Here is a 16,434-nt window from a genome sequence, read left to right as displayed (position 1 = left end):
CGGCTGGCTGCATTTGCCGGCCGGCAATGGCCTGCAAAGGGCGAAAACCGGTAGGGTTACAAGTCCTGACATCCACCCGGCCGCATACAATCGGCCTTCCTCGCCCCCGCTGTGACCAGTGGGCGCCTTACTTATTGTTGTGGAGTCTGCCGTGTTTATTTCTTCCGCGTTTGCCCAAACCGCCCCAGCCGCTGCTGCCGAAGGCGGCATGCTCTCTTCGCTCACCAGCATGCTGCCGCTGGTGCTGATGTTTGTGGTGCTGTATTTTGTGATGATCCGCCCGCAGATGAAAAAGCAGAAAGAGCATCGCGCGATGATTGACGCATTGGCCAAAGGCGACGAAGTGGTCACCGCCGGTGGCCTGCTCGGCACGGTCACCAAACTCGGCGAGGCCTACCTGAGCCTCGAACTTGCCACCGGCGTCGAGGTCCAGCTGCAGCGCAGTGCCATCGTCCAGGTCCTGCCCAAAGGCAGCATCAAGTCCTAGTCGTTTCTCCCGGCCGGCCGGCATGGGCCGGCTGTTTCAGCCCCTCAGTTTCCCAGGAACAGCACGCTCATGAATCGTTATCCGGTCTGGAAGTACGCGGTCATCGTCGTCGCCCTGTTGATCGCCGCCCTTTACACGCTGCCCAACTTTTTTGGCGAGGCGCCTGCGGTGCAGGTTTCCGCCGCCAGGTCCAGCGTCAAGATCGACGAGACAACAGTCGCTCGCGTCGAGAAGGCGCTCAAGGATGTCAACATCGTTGCGGAGGCGGTGACTTTCGATGTCACGTCGGTCAAGGCGCGGTTCGGCGACACCGACACCCAGCTCAAGGCCAAGGACGCGATTGAAAAGGCGCTGCTACCCGACCCGGCCACGCCGTCCTACATCGTGGCGCTCAATCTGCTGTCACGCTCGCCCGCCTGGTTGACCGCGCTGAACGCCCGGCCCATGTACCTGGGTCTGGACTTGCGCGGCGGTGTGCATTTCATGCTGCAGGTGGACATGCAGGCGGCACTGACCAAAAAAGCCGAGTCGCTGGCCGGAGACATCCGCCTGGTGTTGCGCGAAAAGAACATCCGCCATGGCGGCATCAACCGCAACGGGCAGACCATTGAAGTCCGTTTCCGTGAATCCGCCACGCTGGACGCCGCCAAACGCCTGATCCAGGACCAGTTCGCGGACCTGCAGATGGTCGATGCGCCCGATGGAACCGAGTACAAGCTCACTGCCAGCATCAAGCCCGAGGCGGCACGTCTGGTGCAGGAGCAGGCGCTCAAGCAGAACATGGTGACGCTGCACAACCGCATCAACGAACTCGGCGTGGCCGAGCCGGTGATCCAGCAACAGGGACTGGACCGCATCGTCGTGCAGTTGCCCGGTGTGCAGGACACGGCCAAGGCCAAGGATATTCTGGGGCGCACGGCCACGCTGGAAATGCGGCTGGTCGACGAAAGCGCCGAGGGCCGCGCAGCCGAAAGCGGCGCCAGCGCCGTTCCTTTTGGCTCCGAGCGCTTCCTGGAGCGCGACGGCCGTCCGGTGATTGTCAAGAAGCAGGTGATCCTGACCGGAGAAAGCCTGACGGACGCCCAGCCCGGGTTTGACTCGCAGAGCCAGCAACCCAAAGTGGACCTGACCGTGGATGCCAAGGGCGGGCGCATCATGCGTGATGTGAGCCGCGAAAACGTCAAGAAACGCATGGCGATCGTGCTGTTTGAAAAAGGCAAGGGCGAGGTGCTGACGGCGCCGGTGATCCAGAGTGAACTCGGCAACCGCTTCCAGATTTCCGGTTCGATGAGCGTGACGGAAGCCAATGACCTCGCGCTGCTGCTGCGTGCCGGTTCACTCGCCGCGCCCATGGAAATCATTGAAGAACGCACCATCGGCCCCAGCCTGGGCGCTGAAAACATCGCCAAGGGCTTTCACAGCGTGGCCTGGGGCTTCCTCGTGATCGTCGCATTCATGGCGGTTTACTACATGCTGTTCGGGCTGTTCTCCGGTCTGGCCCTGGCGGTGAACCTGCTGCTGCTGGTGGCGGTGCTGTCCATGCTGCAGGCGACCCTGACTCTGCCCGGCATGGCGGCCATGGCGCTGGCGCTCGGCATGGCGATTGACTCCAATGTCCTAATCAACGAGCGGGTGCGCGAGGAGTTGCGCAATGGCGTGGCGCCTCAGGCCGCCATCCACAGTGGTTATGAGCGTGCCTGGGCCACCATCCTGGACTCGAACATCACCACGCTGATTGCCGGTCTGGCCTTGCTGGCCTTCGGCTCCGGACCGGTGCGCGGATTTGCCGTGGTGCACGTCATCGGCATTCTGACCAGCATGTTCTCGGCGGTGTTTTTCTCGCGCGGGCTGGTCAACCTCTGGTACGGCCGGCAGAAGAAACTCAAATCGGTGTCCATTGGTACCGTCTGGCGACCCGCCGGCAGCACCGCTGTGTCTTCCAAGCCCACAGCGTCGGCCAACTAGACCAAAGAACAACGGACAAAGAACGCCATGGAATTTTTCAAAATCCACAAAGACATCCCGTTCATGCGGCATGCCTTGATCTTCAATGTGATTTCATTCACGACCTTTGTGCTGGCCGTGTTCTTCCTGTTTTCGCGTGGCCTGCACCTGTCGGTGGAGTTCACCGGCGGCACGGTGATGGAGGTCAGCTATTCCCAGCCCGCCGATGTTGAAAAGGTCAGGGGTACGGTGGCGGGCCTGGGCTTTACCGATGTGCAGGTGCAAAATTTCGGCACGGCGCGCGAAGTGATGATCCGGTTGCCTGCGCAGAAAGGCGTGACCACCGCCCAGCAGAGCGAGAAAGTGATGACGGCGCTGAAAGCCGACGACCCCCAGATTGTCTTGCGGCGGACCGAGTTTGTCGGCCCTCAAGTGGGCGAGGAGCTGGCCCAGGATGGCCTGAAGGCGCTGGCCATGGTGGTGGTCGGCATCATGATCTACCTGGCTTTTCGTTTCGAATGGAAGTATGCGGTGGCAGCCATCATTGCCAACCTGCATGACATTGTGATCATTCTTGGCTTCTTCGCATTTTTCCAGTGGGAGTTTTCGCTCTCGGTGCTGGCGGCCGTGCTGGCCGTGCTGGGCTACTCGGTCAATGAATCCGTGGTGATTTTCGACCGGATTCGTGAAAATTTCCGCCGGTACCGAAAGATGAACACCGTGCAGATCATCGACAACGCGATCACCTCGACCATCAGCCGCACCATCATCACGCACGGTTCCACCCAGATCATGGTGTTGTCGATGCTGCTCTTTGGCGGACCGACACTGTTTTATTTCGCGCTTGCCCTGACGATCGGCATCCTGTTTGGCATCTATTCTTCGGTGTTTGTGGCTGCGGCGATAGCGATGTGGCTGGGCATCAAGCGCGAGGATCTCGTCAAGCAGTCGGGGAAGAAGGACGAGGACCCCAACGACCCGAATGCCGGGGCGACGGTTTAGGCAAACCGCAACAACACATATCACGGTCGTGGCCGCAAACACCAAAAGAGACCTTCTTCTTGCCCGGCAGGCGCGCGAACGGTTTGTGAGCCACGCCGCGCGCATCCTGCCCCAGCTGGCTGGTGCCATCCGCCAGAAGCTGTCGTCCCAGACCGAGCAAAGCGGCAGTGCCCGCGACATGCAGGATCGCCGTGACGCCTGGTTGTCCTTTCAGGACTCGGAAACGGTCTGGGTCAACGCCACCATCGCCGCCTGGAAAAATGCGCTGATCCCGACGGCCGCGCCCGCGGGCATGGCGGTGGATACCGGCAAGTTCGAGTTGATGGGCAACGAGGTAATGGAGAACCGGATTTTGGCCTCCCGCCTGGCCTTGCGCCTGCTGGACAGCGCCAGCTGGGAGCTCAACGACCTGCGGCTGCGCGTCCAGAGCCTGGAAGGCGTGTCCGAGCTCGCCAAGGAAGACATCCTGCGCCCTGAAGTCCTTTCGCAAAAGATGGTGGAGCAATGGACCCTGGCGCCCCTGTCGCGCGAGGTGTGGTTGACGGTGCAGGATTTGATCCAGCAGCAGTTGACCGCGCACCTGCTGGAGGCCTACCGGGCCGCCAACGAATTCCTGATCAAGGAAAACGTGATGGTGGACATCGACCTGCGGGCCCTCGTCAAACGGACGCCCTCTGCAAACAGCCCGTTGCCCGTGCGCGCCAAGGCCAAGCCGGCAGGCATCCGTGCCGCTGGGCCGGCCGGGCAGGCGCCCGGCGTGGGCTCATCCGGCGGATACGGCATCGGCGGGGGTGACACAAGAGGTGGGGCCGGAGGCGGGCGCTCCGGTTCGACCCCGGGTTCAGGCTCGGGGCGTGGTGGTGGAGCCGGTTCTGGCAGTTCGCCGGACGGCAGGGGGGGAGCGGCGAACTCTGCCGCAGCCAGAGAGGCAATCCTTGACGAGACCCGCATGCAGACCGGGACATCGCCACTGGCGCGGGCGCGCATGCGGGCGCAGGGGGTGATGGGGCATCTCAAACGCCTGCTGTCCGACCACGCGGTTGACTTTGACCATACCCACGCCAACCAGCCCTCGCCCCAGCTGGCGCAGGCTCTGGCCAGGGTGCAAACCCGTGCCGCGGTGGGCAATGCCTATGAAGGCACCCTGGTTGACGCACCCGATCAGATGTATGGTGCCGTTGACGTGGAGCAGGCGGCAGGGGCTTTGCGCCAGCGCACCAGCGACCTCAAGCAGGCGGCGAGCACGTCCAGTGAAAAGGCCACGATTGAAATCGTGGCGCTCATGTTCCAGAGCATTCTGGCGGAAGACCGTATTCCGCCTGCCGTGCGGGTGTGGTTTGCCAGATTGCAGATGCCGGTGCTGCGTGTGGCGATTTCAGAACCCGAATTTTTCGGTTCCCTGCAGCATCCGGCGCGCCGCCTGATCGACCGCATGGGCTCCTGCGTACTGGGTTTCGACGCGACGATCTCGGGCGGTGCGCTGGAGATTGAAATCAAGCGCATTGTGCAGGTCATCGAGCAATACCCGGAAACCGGCCGGCGGGTGTTCCAGCTGGTCTACGACGAGTTCCAGAAATTCCTTTCGAAGTTCCTCTCCGGGCAAGGCAGCACTGCCCGCGTGGTGAGTGTGGCCCAGCAGATGGAGCAGAAGGAAACCATGGCCATCCAGTACACGATCGAGATGCGCAGCATGCTCAACGACATGCCGGTGCGCGAAGAGATCCGTGAATTCCTCTTCAAGATCTGGGCCGAGGTGCTGGCCATCGCGGCCATGAAAAATGGTCCGCAGCACAAGGAAACGATCACGCTCAAGCAGGCCGCCGCCGACCTGGTCTGGGCGGCCAGTGCCAAGCCCAACCGCAACGACCGGGCCCGCGTCATTGCCGACCTGCCCAAGTTGCTGCACCTGCTTCGCTCCGGCATGTCCATGCTGGGGATGAGCCCGCCGGTGCAGGACCAGCACCTGAAGATCATCAGCGACACGCTGGCGGACGCCTTCATGTCCAAGACCGATGCCATTTCCCTGGAGCGCATCGAGGAGATGTCCAAGCGGCTGGCGAATCTGGAGGATTACCTGTCGGACGAGGATGTCGGTGATCTGCCGCTGGACACCGAAAACCTGGTCATGATGATTGGCATCGATGCCTCGGAGATCGAGGTCATTGCCGACGGCGGCAGCCAGCCGAGCGAAGCCATGCGTTCCTGGTCACAGGAGCTGCAACTCGGGGCCTGGTTCACGCTCGACCACAACGGCCAGGTCAACCATGTGCAGTTTGCCTGGCGCAGTGACCGCAAGCAGCTGAACCTGTTTGCGTCGACCGACGGCCGCAACTTCCTGATCCAGGCGCGCCGTCTGGCGGCCTATTTGCAGGCCGGCCTGCTCGTGCCGACCGAAGACGAAGCCCTCACCGTGCGCGCCACCCGCGACGCGCTGGCCAAGCTCGACGCCAACCCGGAGCGCTTGTTAGGCTAAACCATTGAGCGGACATGAGGTGAGTGCGCGCGCTTTCTCAAAATACCAGCAGAGGCCGCGGATCTGGCTCTGCCAGTCCGCAGGCGCAGCGCCCCCTCGGGGGGCAGCGCATTACACGAAGTGAAAAGCGTGGGGGCTCAATGAGCTACGCGGAAGTCCGCGTCGTCGCAGAGTTCGTCCAGGACCAGTGCATCGGGTTCTTCGCCAAAGCTCCAGTACACCATCAGCACAATGATCTTGAGGTCATCCAGCGCCAAGGGGTCCCCGGGTGCGGCCATCGCCCGGTCGATCACGATTTCCCGCATGTGGGATGGCAGCACGCCCGAGGATTCCAGGAAACTGACGAAGCCCAGGGCCTGGGCGCCAAGGTGGTCCTGTTCTGCCACCGAATAGACACGCAGGCTGCCGGCCGACTGGGCCTGGAAGCCGGGCGGCGCGCTGGCTGTGGTGGGCACAGGGGACGCACCGGCCGATGATCCGGCGGGCATGCCGACCTGGGTGTTCTGCGCGGCGATGTTCAGGCCATTGAGCCAGACCAGTGCGGCCTGGATCTCGTCCGCCTCAAAACCGACGGCCGTGAGTTTGCGGCTCAGTTGGTGCAGCTCGGGGCAGGCGTCGCCTTGCCAGTAATTTTCGTAAACGTACACCAGTACTTCAAACATGCACCCAATATAACGCAGTTGGGAACGGTGTGGCCGGTATGCGAGGCGGAAGGCCCTTGGCTCGACGTAGCCGCAGGCGTCAAACCCTTGCCATGCGCTGGAACAGCCCGCCCTGCAGCCTGGCGACCTCTCCGGCCAGTTCAAGCGCCAGCAATCGGGCCTGCAATTCGGCAGTTGCCAGTCCGGTGCGCGCCTGCAGGGCGTCGAGGCTGACGGGTTCGAACCCCATCGCCGCAAACAGCGGGTCGTCTGCGGGCTGTCCATCCACATCTTCATGTGCGGCTGGCAATACAGTCGAAAGTTGGGGCAGGTTCAACTCCTCCAGCACGTCCTGGGCGGACTCCACCAGCTTGGCGCCCTGTTTGATGAGGGCGTGGCAGCCCCGCGACTGCGGGGAATGGATGGAGCCGGGGATGGCGAACACCTCCTTGCCTTGTTCCGCGGCCAGGCGTGCGGTGATCAGCGAGCCCGACTTGAGCGCCGCTTCGACGACCAGCGTGCCCTGTGACAGGCCGGAAATCAGGCGGTTGCGTTTCGGAAAATTGGCGGTCAGGGGCGGTGTGCCGAGCGGGAACTCGCTGATGATCAGGCCGCGCTCGGCAATGCGGTGGGCGAGCGCCAGGTGCTGCTTGGGATACACCCGGTCCAGCCCGGTGCCGACCACGGCCAGGGTGGTGCCGCCGCCGAGCAGGGCGCCGTCGTGGGCGGCGCCGTCCACGCCCAGCGCCAGCCCCGACACCACACAGAGACCGGCTTCGCCGAACACCCTGGCAAATTGCCGGGCATTGCTTTCACCTTGCGGCGTGGGATTCCGGCTGCCCACGATGGCAAGGCAGGGCGCTACGTTATTGATAGCTGACGGCGACCAAGGGTCAAGGGTTCCAAGCATATAAAGCATGCAGGGCGGGTCTTCGATGTCAAGCAGTGCAGGCGGGTAGCCGGCATCGCCAAGCGTTACCACGCGCCGGTTGTCTGCGCCCTGCAACCAGGCCAGCGTGGTCTGCAGCTGATGGGCCAGGGTGGCGGGCTCGGTCAGCAGCGCATCGGCCAGGCGGTCGGAGCCGAGCTGCCGCAGGGTGCCGGCGTCCTGTTCAAAGATGGACTGGGCCGACCCGAAGGTGGCCAGCAGCTGCCGGGCTCCCGCGTTGCCGATGCCCGGGGTCAGCGACAGGCGCAACCATGCGCCAAGTTCAGCAGCGTCCATGGAAGAGTCGCATCCAGGCGGAGGTGGCGGCGGAATTCATGCAGACGGCCTGCACAAGCGGGCGCCGACGCTCAGTTGGGATTTTCGAAGCGGTCGCCCACTTTCACGCCTTCGCTGACCTCAAGGACCAGCGCGTAGGAGAGCTTTTCAAAAGTGCGGAAAACAATCAGCAAGCCGTTGCGTTCGTTGGGCAGCTTGATCACTGTTCTGGCGGAGTCCGTGCGGTCCGTGATGCGCTCTCCGCTTCGCAAAATGGCCATCACATGGCCCCGCTCCAGTCCGTCGCGGATGCCGCGGTTGATCACCACAACCTGGTTGCCCGAGGCATAACGCACGGCGCTGCCGTAAATCGAGACAATCTGGCCTTCAATAGGCAGTTGTGGCGCGCGCGGCACATAACTCAGCAGTTCGCGCGGCGGTTCCGGCACCAGCCGGTCACCCACGCGCATTTCTTCCTTAGCGACAAGGATGTCGATGGTGGCCGGGATGACCTCATTGACGAACTTGCCGTCCTTGCCCTTCACGCTGGCGGTGGATTCGCCGCGCACCAGCTCGGCTTTGCCGAGAAACTGTGCCTCGTAGCCGAGGATTTCGCCGGTGGTGGGGTCTTTCAGCGGTGTGGCATTGCGGAAGACCCGGTAGTCCAGCGGCTCCCCTTTGGCGGTGCTCAGCGGCTTGCCGGTGTCCTTGCTGCTGTAGAGACCACGGGCATAGGCGCGGTCGCCGCGACTGAGCAGCACCCGGCCCTCCTGGGCGGCCACAATGCGCGGCGCAGTCAAGAACACGGCTTCGTCGACGATCAGGGCTTCCGACAGAAAGGGTTCAATCGCCTGTGGCGACAGTGTCGGGATGGCTGCATCAGCCAGCGATTCGTAACGCGTGCGCGGCGATACCCGCACGGTGCCGGGCTGGCCGTCACCGTCGCCCGGACGCCGGGCCCGCAAGGTGGCGCGACCGCCGGATTTGTCCAGGTAAAGCTGCTGACCGGGGTAAATCCGGTGCGGATTGCGGATGTCGTCCAGATTCATGCCCCACAACTCGGGCCAGCGCCACGGGGTTTTCAGGAACATGCCCGAGATGGCCCACAAGGTGTCGCCGCGCTTGACGGTGTATTCGTCGGGGGCGTTGGGGGCCAGGTCGCTCAGTGGCACGCCGGTTTGGGCCACCTGGCTGGCCGTGGCCTTCTGGCCGGCGGTGATCGGGAAATTCTGCGCGTGCAGGCCTGCGCTGGATGCCAGCAGAGCGGCGGCTATTGAAATCTGACTGAACCGACCAAAAATATGTTGCATCTTGAGGCCCTTGGGGCTGGCGCGGCCTTGGGCATCAAGGCCGGACGCCACGTTTTTATCTTGATAAATCACTAGCGATTCTGTACTTAAGCCCTTGATTAGGCAACGAATATGCCATTTCGCGACAGCGCGGATGCTGAAAAATGGCGAAAATTAGCGAAAATAGCGACATCTGATTGCCTGCCACCATGACCCAACTGACCATTCTTCGTTACCCTGACCCGCGTCTGCACACCATTGCCAAGCCCGTGGCCGCGGTGGACGCGCGCATTCGCACTTTGGTGGGGGACATGCTGGAAACCATGTATGCCGCCGAGGGCATCGGCCTGGCCGCCAGCCAGGTCAACGTTCACGAAAGAGTGGTGGTGATCGATGTCAGTGAAGGCCGGGACCAGCCGCTGGTGCTGATCAACCCCGAAATCACCTGGTCCAGTCCCGAGACCCAAGTCAACGACGAAGGCTGCCTGTCCGTGCCCGGTGTCTATGACGGGGTGGAGCGCGCCAGCGCGATCAAGGTGCGAGCGCTGGACCTGCAGGGCCAGCCGCAGACGCACAGCGCTGAAGGCCTGCTGGCGGTGTGTGTCCAGCACGAGATGGACCACCTGATGGGCAAGGTGTTTGTCGAGTACCTGTCGCCGCTCAAGCGCAACCGCATCAAGACCAAGATGATCAAGCAGAAGAAAGACGAAGAACGCGAATTGGTCCGCTGACCCTGATGCGCCCTGCGCATGGGCGAAAATGCCCGGATGCGTGTCATCTTTGCCGGTACCCCCGAATTCGCCCGTGTGGCCCTCGCGCAGCTGCATGCTGCAGGTTTTGAAATTTCCCTGGTCCTGACCCAGCCGGACCGGCCCGCCGGCCGCGGCATGAAACTGCAAGCCTCCAGCGTCAAGCAGTTCGCCCTCGACCACAACATTCCCGTGGCGCAGCCGCGCAGCCTGCGGCTGGACGGCAAATATCCCGAAGACGCTGCCGCAGCACGTGCCGCCATCGAGGCGGCGCAGGCCGACGCCATGGTGGTGGCCGCCTACGGCCTGATCCTGCCGCAGTGGGTGCTCACAACGCCCCGGCTCGGTTGCTTCAATATCCATGCATCTTTGCTGCCGCGCTGGCGTGGTGCGGCGCCCATTCACCGCGCCATCGAGGCCGGCGACAGCGAAACCGGCATCACCATCATGCAAATGGACGCCGGGCTGGACACCGGTGACATGTTGCTGGTGGAGAAAATCGCGATCCTTCCGACCGACACCACCGGTAGCCTGCACGACCGGCTGGCTGCCCTGGGGGGCCGGCTGATGGTCGAGGCGCTGGAGCTGGCGGCCTGCGGCGGGCTGACCCCCGTCAAGCAGCCGGCTCAGGGCATCAGCTACGCCCACAAGATCGAAAAACACGAGGCCACCATCGACTGGACGCAAAGTGCGGCGGTGATCGCACGGCGTATCCGCGCCTTCAACCCGTTTCCGGGGGCCGCCAGCCCGGTGGCGGGTGAAAACCTCAAGATCTGGGAGGCGGCCATGCGGCCGGGGCCCTTGCCGGCCGGCGCCCGGCCGGGCGAAGTGCTGGCCGTCAGCGAGCAGGGGGTTGATGTCGCCGCGGCAGACGGCGTACTGCGCCTGACGCGCCTGCAGAAAGCGGGCGGCAAGGCGCTGGATGCCGCGCAGTTTTTACGCGGATTCCCACTGACACCCGGTATGCGGTTCGGCCCGGACCCGGAGGCCGCGCCATGAATTCCCCCCAAGAGCCGCTCTGGCGCCACCCCGAGTTCCGCCAGGGCGTGCGCGACATGGCGCCCATTGCTGCCGGTACCGCCGCCTGGGGCCTGATGACCGGCGTGGCCATGGTCAAGTCGGGGCTCAGCGTGTTTGAGTGTGTGCTGATGACGCTGGTGGTTTTTGCCGGCAGTTCGCAACTGGCGGCGGTGCCGCTGATGGTGGCCGGCGCGCCCATGTGGGTGATCCTGGCGACCGCGGCCTGCGTGAACCTGCGCTTTGTCGTGTTCAGCGCTCACCTGCGCCCGTACATGATGCACCAGCCGCTGTGGCGCCGCATGGCCGGCGGCTACTTCACGACCGACCTCAGTTATGTGATGTTCACCGCCCGCCATCCGAAGCCGGTGCCACCCGATGATCTGACGACCCTGCGCGCGCAGGAGGCCAGCCTGGCGGGCAACTGCGCCGTCACCTGGGTCGCCTGGGTGGTGCCCAGCCTGCTCGGCATCGCCATGGCCAACGCCGTGCCGCTGCACTGGGGTCTGGGGTTTGCGGGCATCCTGGCCTTGCTGGGCATCACGCTGTCACTGGCGAGCAGCCGGCTGCGCCTGATCTCCGCCGGTGTGGCCGGCGCCGCAGCGGTGGCGGCCTTCGCCCTGCCGCTCAAGCTCAACATCCTGGTCGCGATTGCCGCGGCGGTGGCGGTCTGCCTGATGCTGGAAAAACCTGCGCCGCCCCCGGCACCGTTGCCGACGACGAAGGGGGCTGCATGACCGATGCCTGGACTGTGCTCACCATCGTGGGGCTGGCGCTGCCTGGTTTTTCTGGCGCCGGGGCGTTCTGGGCACCATCATCGCCGGCATGGCGGTGTACCTGCCGCTGCATGTTTACCTCGGCTGGTAGGCCTCACCGGACGCGCTTCTACAATCATTGGCACACCGATTTTCTTCTTCGTTTCTTTGCGAGCTTTCATGAACTTCATCCGTTTCTCCGATCTGTGCGCCCAGGGCCTTGTCAAGGGCCGGCGTGTTTTCATTCGCGCCGACCTCAATGTGCCGCAGGACGACAGCGGCCACATCACCGAGGACACCCGCATCCGCGCCTCGATTCCCTGTATCCAGATGGCGCTGGACGCCGGTGCCGCAGTGATGGTGACCTCCCATCTGGGCCGGCCGACGGAAGGGCAGTTCAAGCCCGAAGACTCGCTCGCGCCGGTGGCCAAGCGTCTGGGCGAACTGATGCAGCGCGAGGTGCCGCTGAAATCGGGCTGGGTTGACGGTGTGGACGTGGCGCCCGGCCAGCTGGTGCTGCTGGAGAACTGCCGCGTCAACCCCGGCGAGAAGAAGAACGACGAGGCGCTGGCCCGCAAGATGGCCGCGCTCTGCGATATTTTTGTGCACGACGCCTTCGGCACGGCGCACCGCGCCGAGGCCTCGACCTACGGCATCGCCCAGTTTGCCAAAGTGGCCTGCGCCGGTCCGTTGCTGGCGGCCGAAATGGATGCGATCTCCAAGGCCCTGGCCAGCCCGAAGCGCCCGCTGGTGGCCATCGTGGCCGGCAGCAAGGTCTCCACCAAACTGACCATCCTGAAGGCACTGGCCGGCAAGGTGGACCAGCTGATTGTTGGGGGCGGGATTGCCAACACCTTCATGCTGGCCAATGGTTTGCCCATCGGCAAAAGCCTGGCGGAACGCGAACTGCTCGATGAAGCCCGAGCCGTCATGGCGGCGATGAAGGCGCGTGGCGCCGAAGTGCCCATTCCCAGTGACGTGGTCACCGCCAAAACCTTTGCAGCCGATGCGGCCGCCACAATGAAAGCCGCCACCGAAGTGGCGGACGACGACCTGATCCTGGACATCGGCCCGCAAACCGCGAAAAAGCTGGCCGATCAGCTGATGGCCGCCGGCACCATTGTCTGGAACGGCCCGGTGGGCGTGTTCGAGTTCGCCGCCTTCGAGGGCGGCACGAAAGCCATTGCGCAGGCGATTGCGGCCAGCCCCGCCTTCAGCATTGCCGGCGGCGGCGACACCTTGGCCGCGATTGCCAAATACGGGATCGAGCAAGACGTGGGCTACATCTCCACCGGCGGCGGTGCCTTTCTCGAAGTGCTGGAAGGCAAGACCCTGCCGGCTTTCGAGATCCTGCAGAAGCGGGCAGCGGGCTGAGTCGGCGCGGCATTTGCTATTAGAAATATAGCTATCTCCGCAAGCAGGGCAAAGGCCAGAGGCTATTTTGCTTGAATTTTTTCGGACCCACGGATAGCTGCCGGGAGTTTGCAGATGATGGATTTTCATGGTGTTTTTCCTTATCTGGTGTCGCCCATTGACGCCGAAGGGGAGGTGGAGGCGCAGGTCCTGACGCGCCTTTGCCAGGACCTGATGGCGGCTGGTGTGCATGGCCTGACGCCCCTGGGATCGACCGGCGAATTTGCCTACCTCAACCCAGCGCAGCGGCGCCGGGTGGTGGAGGTGGTGGTGCAGGCGGCGGGCCGGCAGGTGCCGGTGGTGGCCGGTGTGGCGGCCACCACCATCGTCGACGCCGTCGGCCAGGCCCGGGCGTACGAACGCATGGGCTGCGACGGCATCCTGGCGGTGCTGGAAGCGTATTTTCCCGTGGACGACGAAGGGGTGTACCAGTACTTCAAGGCGATTGCCGATGCCGTGTCGTTGCCGGTGGTGATCTACACCAACCCGAATTTCCAGCGCTCCGATCTCAAGCTGCCGGTCATCGAGCGGCTCAGCCACATCCCCAACATTCGTTATATCAAGGACGCTTCCTTCAACACCGGGCGCCTGCTGTCGATCATGAATGTGGTCGAGGGCCGGATGGAGGTTTTTGCCGCGTCGTCGCATGTGCCTGCGACCGTGATGCTGATGGGCGGCGCGGGCTGGATGGCCGGGCCGGCCTGCCTGGTTCCCCGGCAGAGCATCGCGTTGTATGACCTGTGCCGGGCCGGCCGCTGGAGCGAGGCCATGGCCTTGCAGCGCAGGCTCTGGAGCATCAACCAGGTGTTTGCCACTTTCAACTTGGCGGCCTGCATCAAGGCAGGCCTCGTGCTGCAGGGGTACGAGGTCGGCCATCCCCTCGCGCCGCAGGCACCGTTGTCGCCGGAAGGTGTGGAAACGGTGCGCCGGGTCCTGCACGAGTTGGGCGCGCTGTAGCCTGTTGCGCATTGCGCCCGGACCTGCGCGGCCTGCCCGGTGTACCCGGCCTGTAACCGGTTCCGTGTGAGAATCGTCTCTAAATTACAGGAGACATCCATGCCACGCCGCGCCACCAAAATTGTTGCCACCCTGGGCCCTGCCTCGAGCGATCCGGCGCTGCTTGAAAAAATGATACGTGCGGGCGTCAACGTGGTGCGCCTCAATTTCAGCCATGGCACAGCGCAGGACCACATCGACCGGGCCGGGCTGGTGCGCGAGGCGGCCCAGCGGGCCGGCCGCGAGGTGGCCATCATGGCCGACCTGCAGGGACCAAAGATTCGCGTCGGCAAATTTGCCGAGGGCAAAGTCCTGCTGGTGCCTGGTGCCAAGTTCGTGCTCGATGCCTCGCGGACCGAGCCGGGCGACATCAAGGGTGTGGGCCTGGACTACAAGGAGCTGCCGCGCGACGTGAAAGCCGGTGACCTGCTGCTGCTCAACGACGGCCTGATTGTGCTGACCATCGACGCGGTGCGCGGCGAGGAGGTCCACACCACCGTCAAGCTCGGTGGCGAACTCTCCAACAACAAGGGCATCAACAAAAAGGGCGGCGGCCTGACCGCGCCTGCGCTGACCGCCAAGGACATGGAGGACATCCGTACCGCCATGAGTTTCCAGGCGGACTATGTGGCGGTGAGTTTTCCGAAAAACGCCACCGACATGGAAATGGCGCGCCAGCTTTGCAATGTGGCCGCCGCACCCTACAAACACAAGCCCGGCCTGATTGCCAAGATCGAACGCGCCGAAGCCATTCCCAACCTCGAAGACATCCTGCGGGTCAGCGACGGCATCATGGTCGCGCGCGGCGACCTTGCGGTGGAAGTCGGCAACGCCGCCGTGCCGGCGCTGCAAAAACGCATGATCAAGATGGCCCGCGCCATGGACAAGGTGGTCATCACCGCCACGCAGATGATGGAAAGCATGATCCTCAACCCGGTGCCGACGCGCGCTGAGGTCAGCGATGTGGCCAATGCCGTGCTCGACGGAACCGACGCCGTAATGCTGAGCGCGGAAACGGCCGCCGGCAATTACCCGCTCGAGACCATCGAGGAAATGGCCAACATCTGCCTGGAAGCGGAAAAAGCCGAATACGCGGCGCTGGACGCCGACTTCAGCGGCAAGACCTTCACGCGCATCGACCAGTCGATCGCCATGGGGGCGCTGTTCACGGCCCACCACCTGGGCGCCAAGGCCATCGTGGCGCTGACCGACAGCGGTTCCACGCCGCTGTGGATGAGCCGTCACGACATTCGTGTCCCGATCTACGCGCTCACACCCCGCCTGGCGACGCAGCGCAAGATGGCGCTGTACCGCAATGTGCGTCCGCTCTTGATGGATACCAGCGCCGACCGCGACACCGCGCTGGAACAGGCCGAAGGGCACCTGCTGCGGCGCGACATCGTGCAAAGCGGCGATGTGTACGCCATCACCTGCGGTGAACCCATGGGTGCCCCTGGCGGCACCAACATGCTCAAGATCTGCCGGGTGGCGTGAACCAGACCTGTCGGGCTCCGTCACCTTGATGGCGGACGCTGGCCCGGTTCCTCAGGGCCCAGACACCTCGGCCTGAGCGCCTGTCGGCCTTTGTGACACCTGGCGGGTGAGCCAGGTGACGCCGAGGTCCAGTCCGGCGGCAGTGGCCCAGCAGAACCAGGCGGTCCAGAAGGTGTGACTCATGTAATGGGCGCCGCGTACCTGTTGCGCCAGCCCCAGCAGCAGGCCGGCCAGCATGGAACCCAGCAACCAGCGGCGCGCCGTGGCCGGCAGGACATGCCGGAAGGCAAAAGAACCGCCGACAAAGGCAAACCCCGCCGAGGCATGACCGGCCGGAAAGCAACCACCGTCCCCGCCGTCCCGCACGCCCCAGGCCCAGTGCGAGACATGGCTGGCCACGCCGCCGAATTCCTGCAGGCTCCAGGGGCAGCTGCTGTGGCTGTGCAGCTTGATGTCGGCGACCACCAGCAGTGCCAACAGCGTGGTCAGGGCCAGCTGGACGCGGCGCGGGGCAGGCAGCCGCCGCAAGGGGCCGACAGGCCGGGCGATGCCGATCAGCAGCGCCCCTTCGAACAGCCAGGGCAGCGGACGCATGTCGTCGTGCAGCACGCCGCGCCAGAACCAGTGGTTTTCGAGGGCAAAGCCGCTGGTCGAGCCAAACCAGCGCGCCAGGGTCAGATCCAGTCCCGAAGCGTCCCAGGCCAGCAGGATAAGAAGGCTGGCCAGTGACCAGAAAAAAAGGTGCGACGTGCTGGAAATGGCTGGATTGGGGGAGGCGTGCATAGGGCGTGTTGGACGCAAGGAAGGCTGGACGATAGCCCTGCACGCCTTAAATCAGGCTTAATGCCAGCGCCTGGCAAGGGCGCGCGACGCTCGGGGTCGCTCGTCCTACACCTTTGCCCCTTCCAGGCTGACGCGGGAAGCCCCTCCGGAGGCCGCCCCAAGGCTCCGCGGGTAGGCGCGGCGGGTA

The 16,434-nt window shown here is 64.1% G+C and carries 14 protein-coding genes and 1 pseudogene; 11 read left to right on the top strand and 4 right to left on the bottom strand.

Translation table 11 applies throughout. The features are described from left to right. Positions 1-151 precede the first annotated feature (151 nt). The 4 genes from yajC (at position 152) to AAG813_RS14045 (ending at position 5,906) form a co-directional block, all read left to right on the top strand. Positions 152-487 carry a preprotein translocase subunit YajC gene (gene yajC, locus AAG813_RS14060; RefSeq protein WP_096666202.1) on the top strand — a complete coding sequence of 112 codons (336 nt, stop codon included), beginning with the start codon at positions 152-154 and terminating at the stop codon, positions 485-487. 69 nt (positions 488-556) lie between these two features. After that, positions 557-2,452, top strand: coding sequence for a protein translocase subunit SecD (secD, locus tag AAG813_RS14055; protein WP_341916167.1), 1,896 nt, complete (start codon positions 557-559; stop codon positions 2,450-2,452). 27 nt (positions 2,453-2,479) lie between these two features. Beyond that, positions 2,480-3,433: a protein translocase subunit SecF gene (gene secF, locus AAG813_RS14050; protein ID WP_341916166.1), complete on the top strand. Its 954-nt coding sequence runs from the start codon at positions 2,480-2,482 to the stop codon at positions 3,431-3,433. Between the two features lie 28 nt (positions 3,434-3,461). Continuing rightward, a complete protein-coding gene (locus AAG813_RS14045) occupies positions 3,462-5,906 on the top strand; it encodes a DUF1631 family protein (protein ID WP_341916165.1) in 2,445 nt (814 codons plus the stop codon). A gap of 137 nt (positions 5,907-6,043) precedes the next feature. Here AAG813_RS14045 and AAG813_RS14040 read toward each other — a convergent pair whose 3' ends face one another. The 3 genes from AAG813_RS14040 to AAG813_RS14030 all read right to left on the bottom strand — a co-directional run bounded on the left by AAG813_RS14040 (position 6,044) and on the right by AAG813_RS14030 (position 9,061). Beyond that, positions 6,044-6,568: a DUF494 domain-containing protein gene (locus AAG813_RS14040; protein ID WP_341916164.1), complete on the bottom strand. Its 525-nt coding sequence runs from the start codon at positions 6,566-6,568 to the stop codon at positions 6,044-6,046. Positions 6,569-6,647: 79 nt separating this feature from the next. Next, entirely contained in the window at positions 6,648-7,772 is a 1,125-nt protein-coding gene (dprA, locus tag AAG813_RS14035) for a DNA-processing protein DprA (RefSeq protein WP_341916163.1), read from the bottom strand. 71 nt (positions 7,773-7,843) lie between these two features. Continuing rightward, positions 7,844-9,061, bottom strand: a complete 1,218-nt coding sequence (locus AAG813_RS14030; RefSeq protein ID WP_341916226.1) for a LysM domain-containing protein — start codon at positions 9,059-9,061, stop codon at positions 7,844-7,846. A gap of 188 nt (positions 9,062-9,249) precedes the next feature. Here AAG813_RS14030 and def point away from each other — a divergent pair, with 188 nt between their 5' ends. From def to pyk, 7 genes and pseudogenes are all read left to right on the top strand, one after another. Beyond that, on the top strand, positions 9,250-9,771 hold the full coding sequence (def, locus tag AAG813_RS14025; RefSeq protein WP_341916162.1) for a peptide deformylase: 522 nt from the start codon (positions 9,250-9,252) through the stop codon (positions 9,769-9,771). A 36-nt stretch (positions 9,772-9,807) separates the two neighbouring features. Beyond that, the gene (gene fmt / locus AAG813_RS14020) at positions 9,808-10,788 is read left to right on the top strand and encodes a methionyl-tRNA formyltransferase (RefSeq protein ID WP_341916161.1); all 981 of its coding nucleotides are present in this window, start codon (positions 9,808-9,810) and stop codon (positions 10,786-10,788) included. Further along, a complete protein-coding gene (locus AAG813_RS14015) occupies positions 10,785-11,543 on the top strand; it encodes an AzlC family ABC transporter permease (protein ID WP_341916160.1) in 759 nt (252 codons plus the stop codon). Before fmt ends, AAG813_RS14015 begins: the two co-directional genes overlap by 4 nt. 31 nt (positions 11,544-11,574) lie before the next feature. Then, positions 11,575-11,673: pseudogene (locus AAG813_RS14010) on the top strand (AzlD domain-containing protein); the annotation flags it as partial. A gap of 68 nt (positions 11,674-11,741) precedes the next feature. Continuing rightward, entirely contained in the window at positions 11,742-12,935 is a 1,194-nt protein-coding gene (locus AAG813_RS14005) for a phosphoglycerate kinase (RefSeq protein ID WP_341916159.1), read from the top strand. A gap of 114 nt (positions 12,936-13,049) precedes the next feature. Next, positions 13,050-13,931, top strand: a complete 882-nt coding sequence (locus tag AAG813_RS14000) for a dihydrodipicolinate synthase family protein (protein ID WP_341916158.1) — start codon at positions 13,050-13,052, stop codon at positions 13,929-13,931. A 99-nt stretch (positions 13,932-14,030) separates the two neighbouring features. Beyond that, positions 14,031-15,464, top strand: coding sequence for a pyruvate kinase (gene pyk, locus AAG813_RS13995; RefSeq protein ID WP_300536374.1), 1,434 nt, complete (start codon positions 14,031-14,033; stop codon positions 15,462-15,464). Positions 15,465-15,515: 51 nt separating this feature from the next. On the opposite strand, the gene AAG813_RS13990 is transcribed toward pyk, so the two are convergent. Beyond that, complete coding sequence (locus AAG813_RS13990) at positions 15,516-16,247, bottom strand: phosphatase PAP2 family protein (protein WP_341916157.1); 732 nt, start codon at positions 16,245-16,247, stop codon at positions 15,516-15,518. Positions 16,248-16,434: the final 187 nt, after the last annotated feature.

The sequence above is a fragment of the Polaromonas sp. YR568 genome, assembly GCF_943371715.1.
In the GTDB taxonomy this organism is placed as follows: domain Bacteria; phylum Pseudomonadota; class Gammaproteobacteria; order Burkholderiales; family Burkholderiaceae_C; genus Polaromonas.
This window is presented reverse-complemented; position numbering and strand designations above follow the sequence as displayed.

Coding starts and splice junctions, on each gene's coding strand:
- secF (WP_341916166.1), top strand. CDS start 2,480: ATGGAATTTTTCAAAATCCACAAAGACATCCCGTTCATGCGGCATGCC.
- AAG813_RS14005 (WP_341916159.1), top strand. CDS start 11,742: ATGAACTTCATCCGTTTCTCCGATCTGTGCGCCCAGGGCCTTGTCAAG.
- def (WP_341916162.1), top strand. CDS start 9,250: ATGACCCAACTGACCATTCTTCGTTACCCTGACCCGCGTCTGCACACC.
- AAG813_RS14030 (WP_341916226.1), bottom strand. CDS start 9,061: ATGCAACATATTTTTGGTCGGTTCAGTCAGATTTCAATAGCCGCCGCT.
- fmt (WP_341916161.1), top strand. CDS start 9,808: ATGCGTGTCATCTTTGCCGGTACCCCCGAATTCGCCCGTGTGGCCCTC.
- dprA (WP_341916163.1), bottom strand. CDS start 7,772: ATGGACGCTGCTGAACTTGGCGCATGGTTGCGCCTGTCGCTGACCCCG.
- AAG813_RS13990 (WP_341916157.1), bottom strand. CDS start 16,247: ATGCACGCCTCCCCCAATCCAGCCATTTCCAGCACGTCGCACCTTTTT.
- AAG813_RS14015 (WP_341916160.1), top strand. CDS start 10,785: ATGAATTCCCCCCAAGAGCCGCTCTGGCGCCACCCCGAGTTCCGCCAG.
- pyk (WP_300536374.1), top strand. CDS start 14,031: ATGCCACGCCGCGCCACCAAAATTGTTGCCACCCTGGGCCCTGCCTCG.
- secD (WP_341916167.1), top strand. CDS start 557: ATGAATCGTTATCCGGTCTGGAAGTACGCGGTCATCGTCGTCGCCCTG.
- AAG813_RS14000 (WP_341916158.1), top strand. CDS start 13,050: ATGATGGATTTTCATGGTGTTTTTCCTTATCTGGTGTCGCCCATTGAC.
- AAG813_RS14040 (WP_341916164.1), bottom strand. CDS start 6,568: ATGTTTGAAGTACTGGTGTACGTTTACGAAAATTACTGGCAAGGCGAC.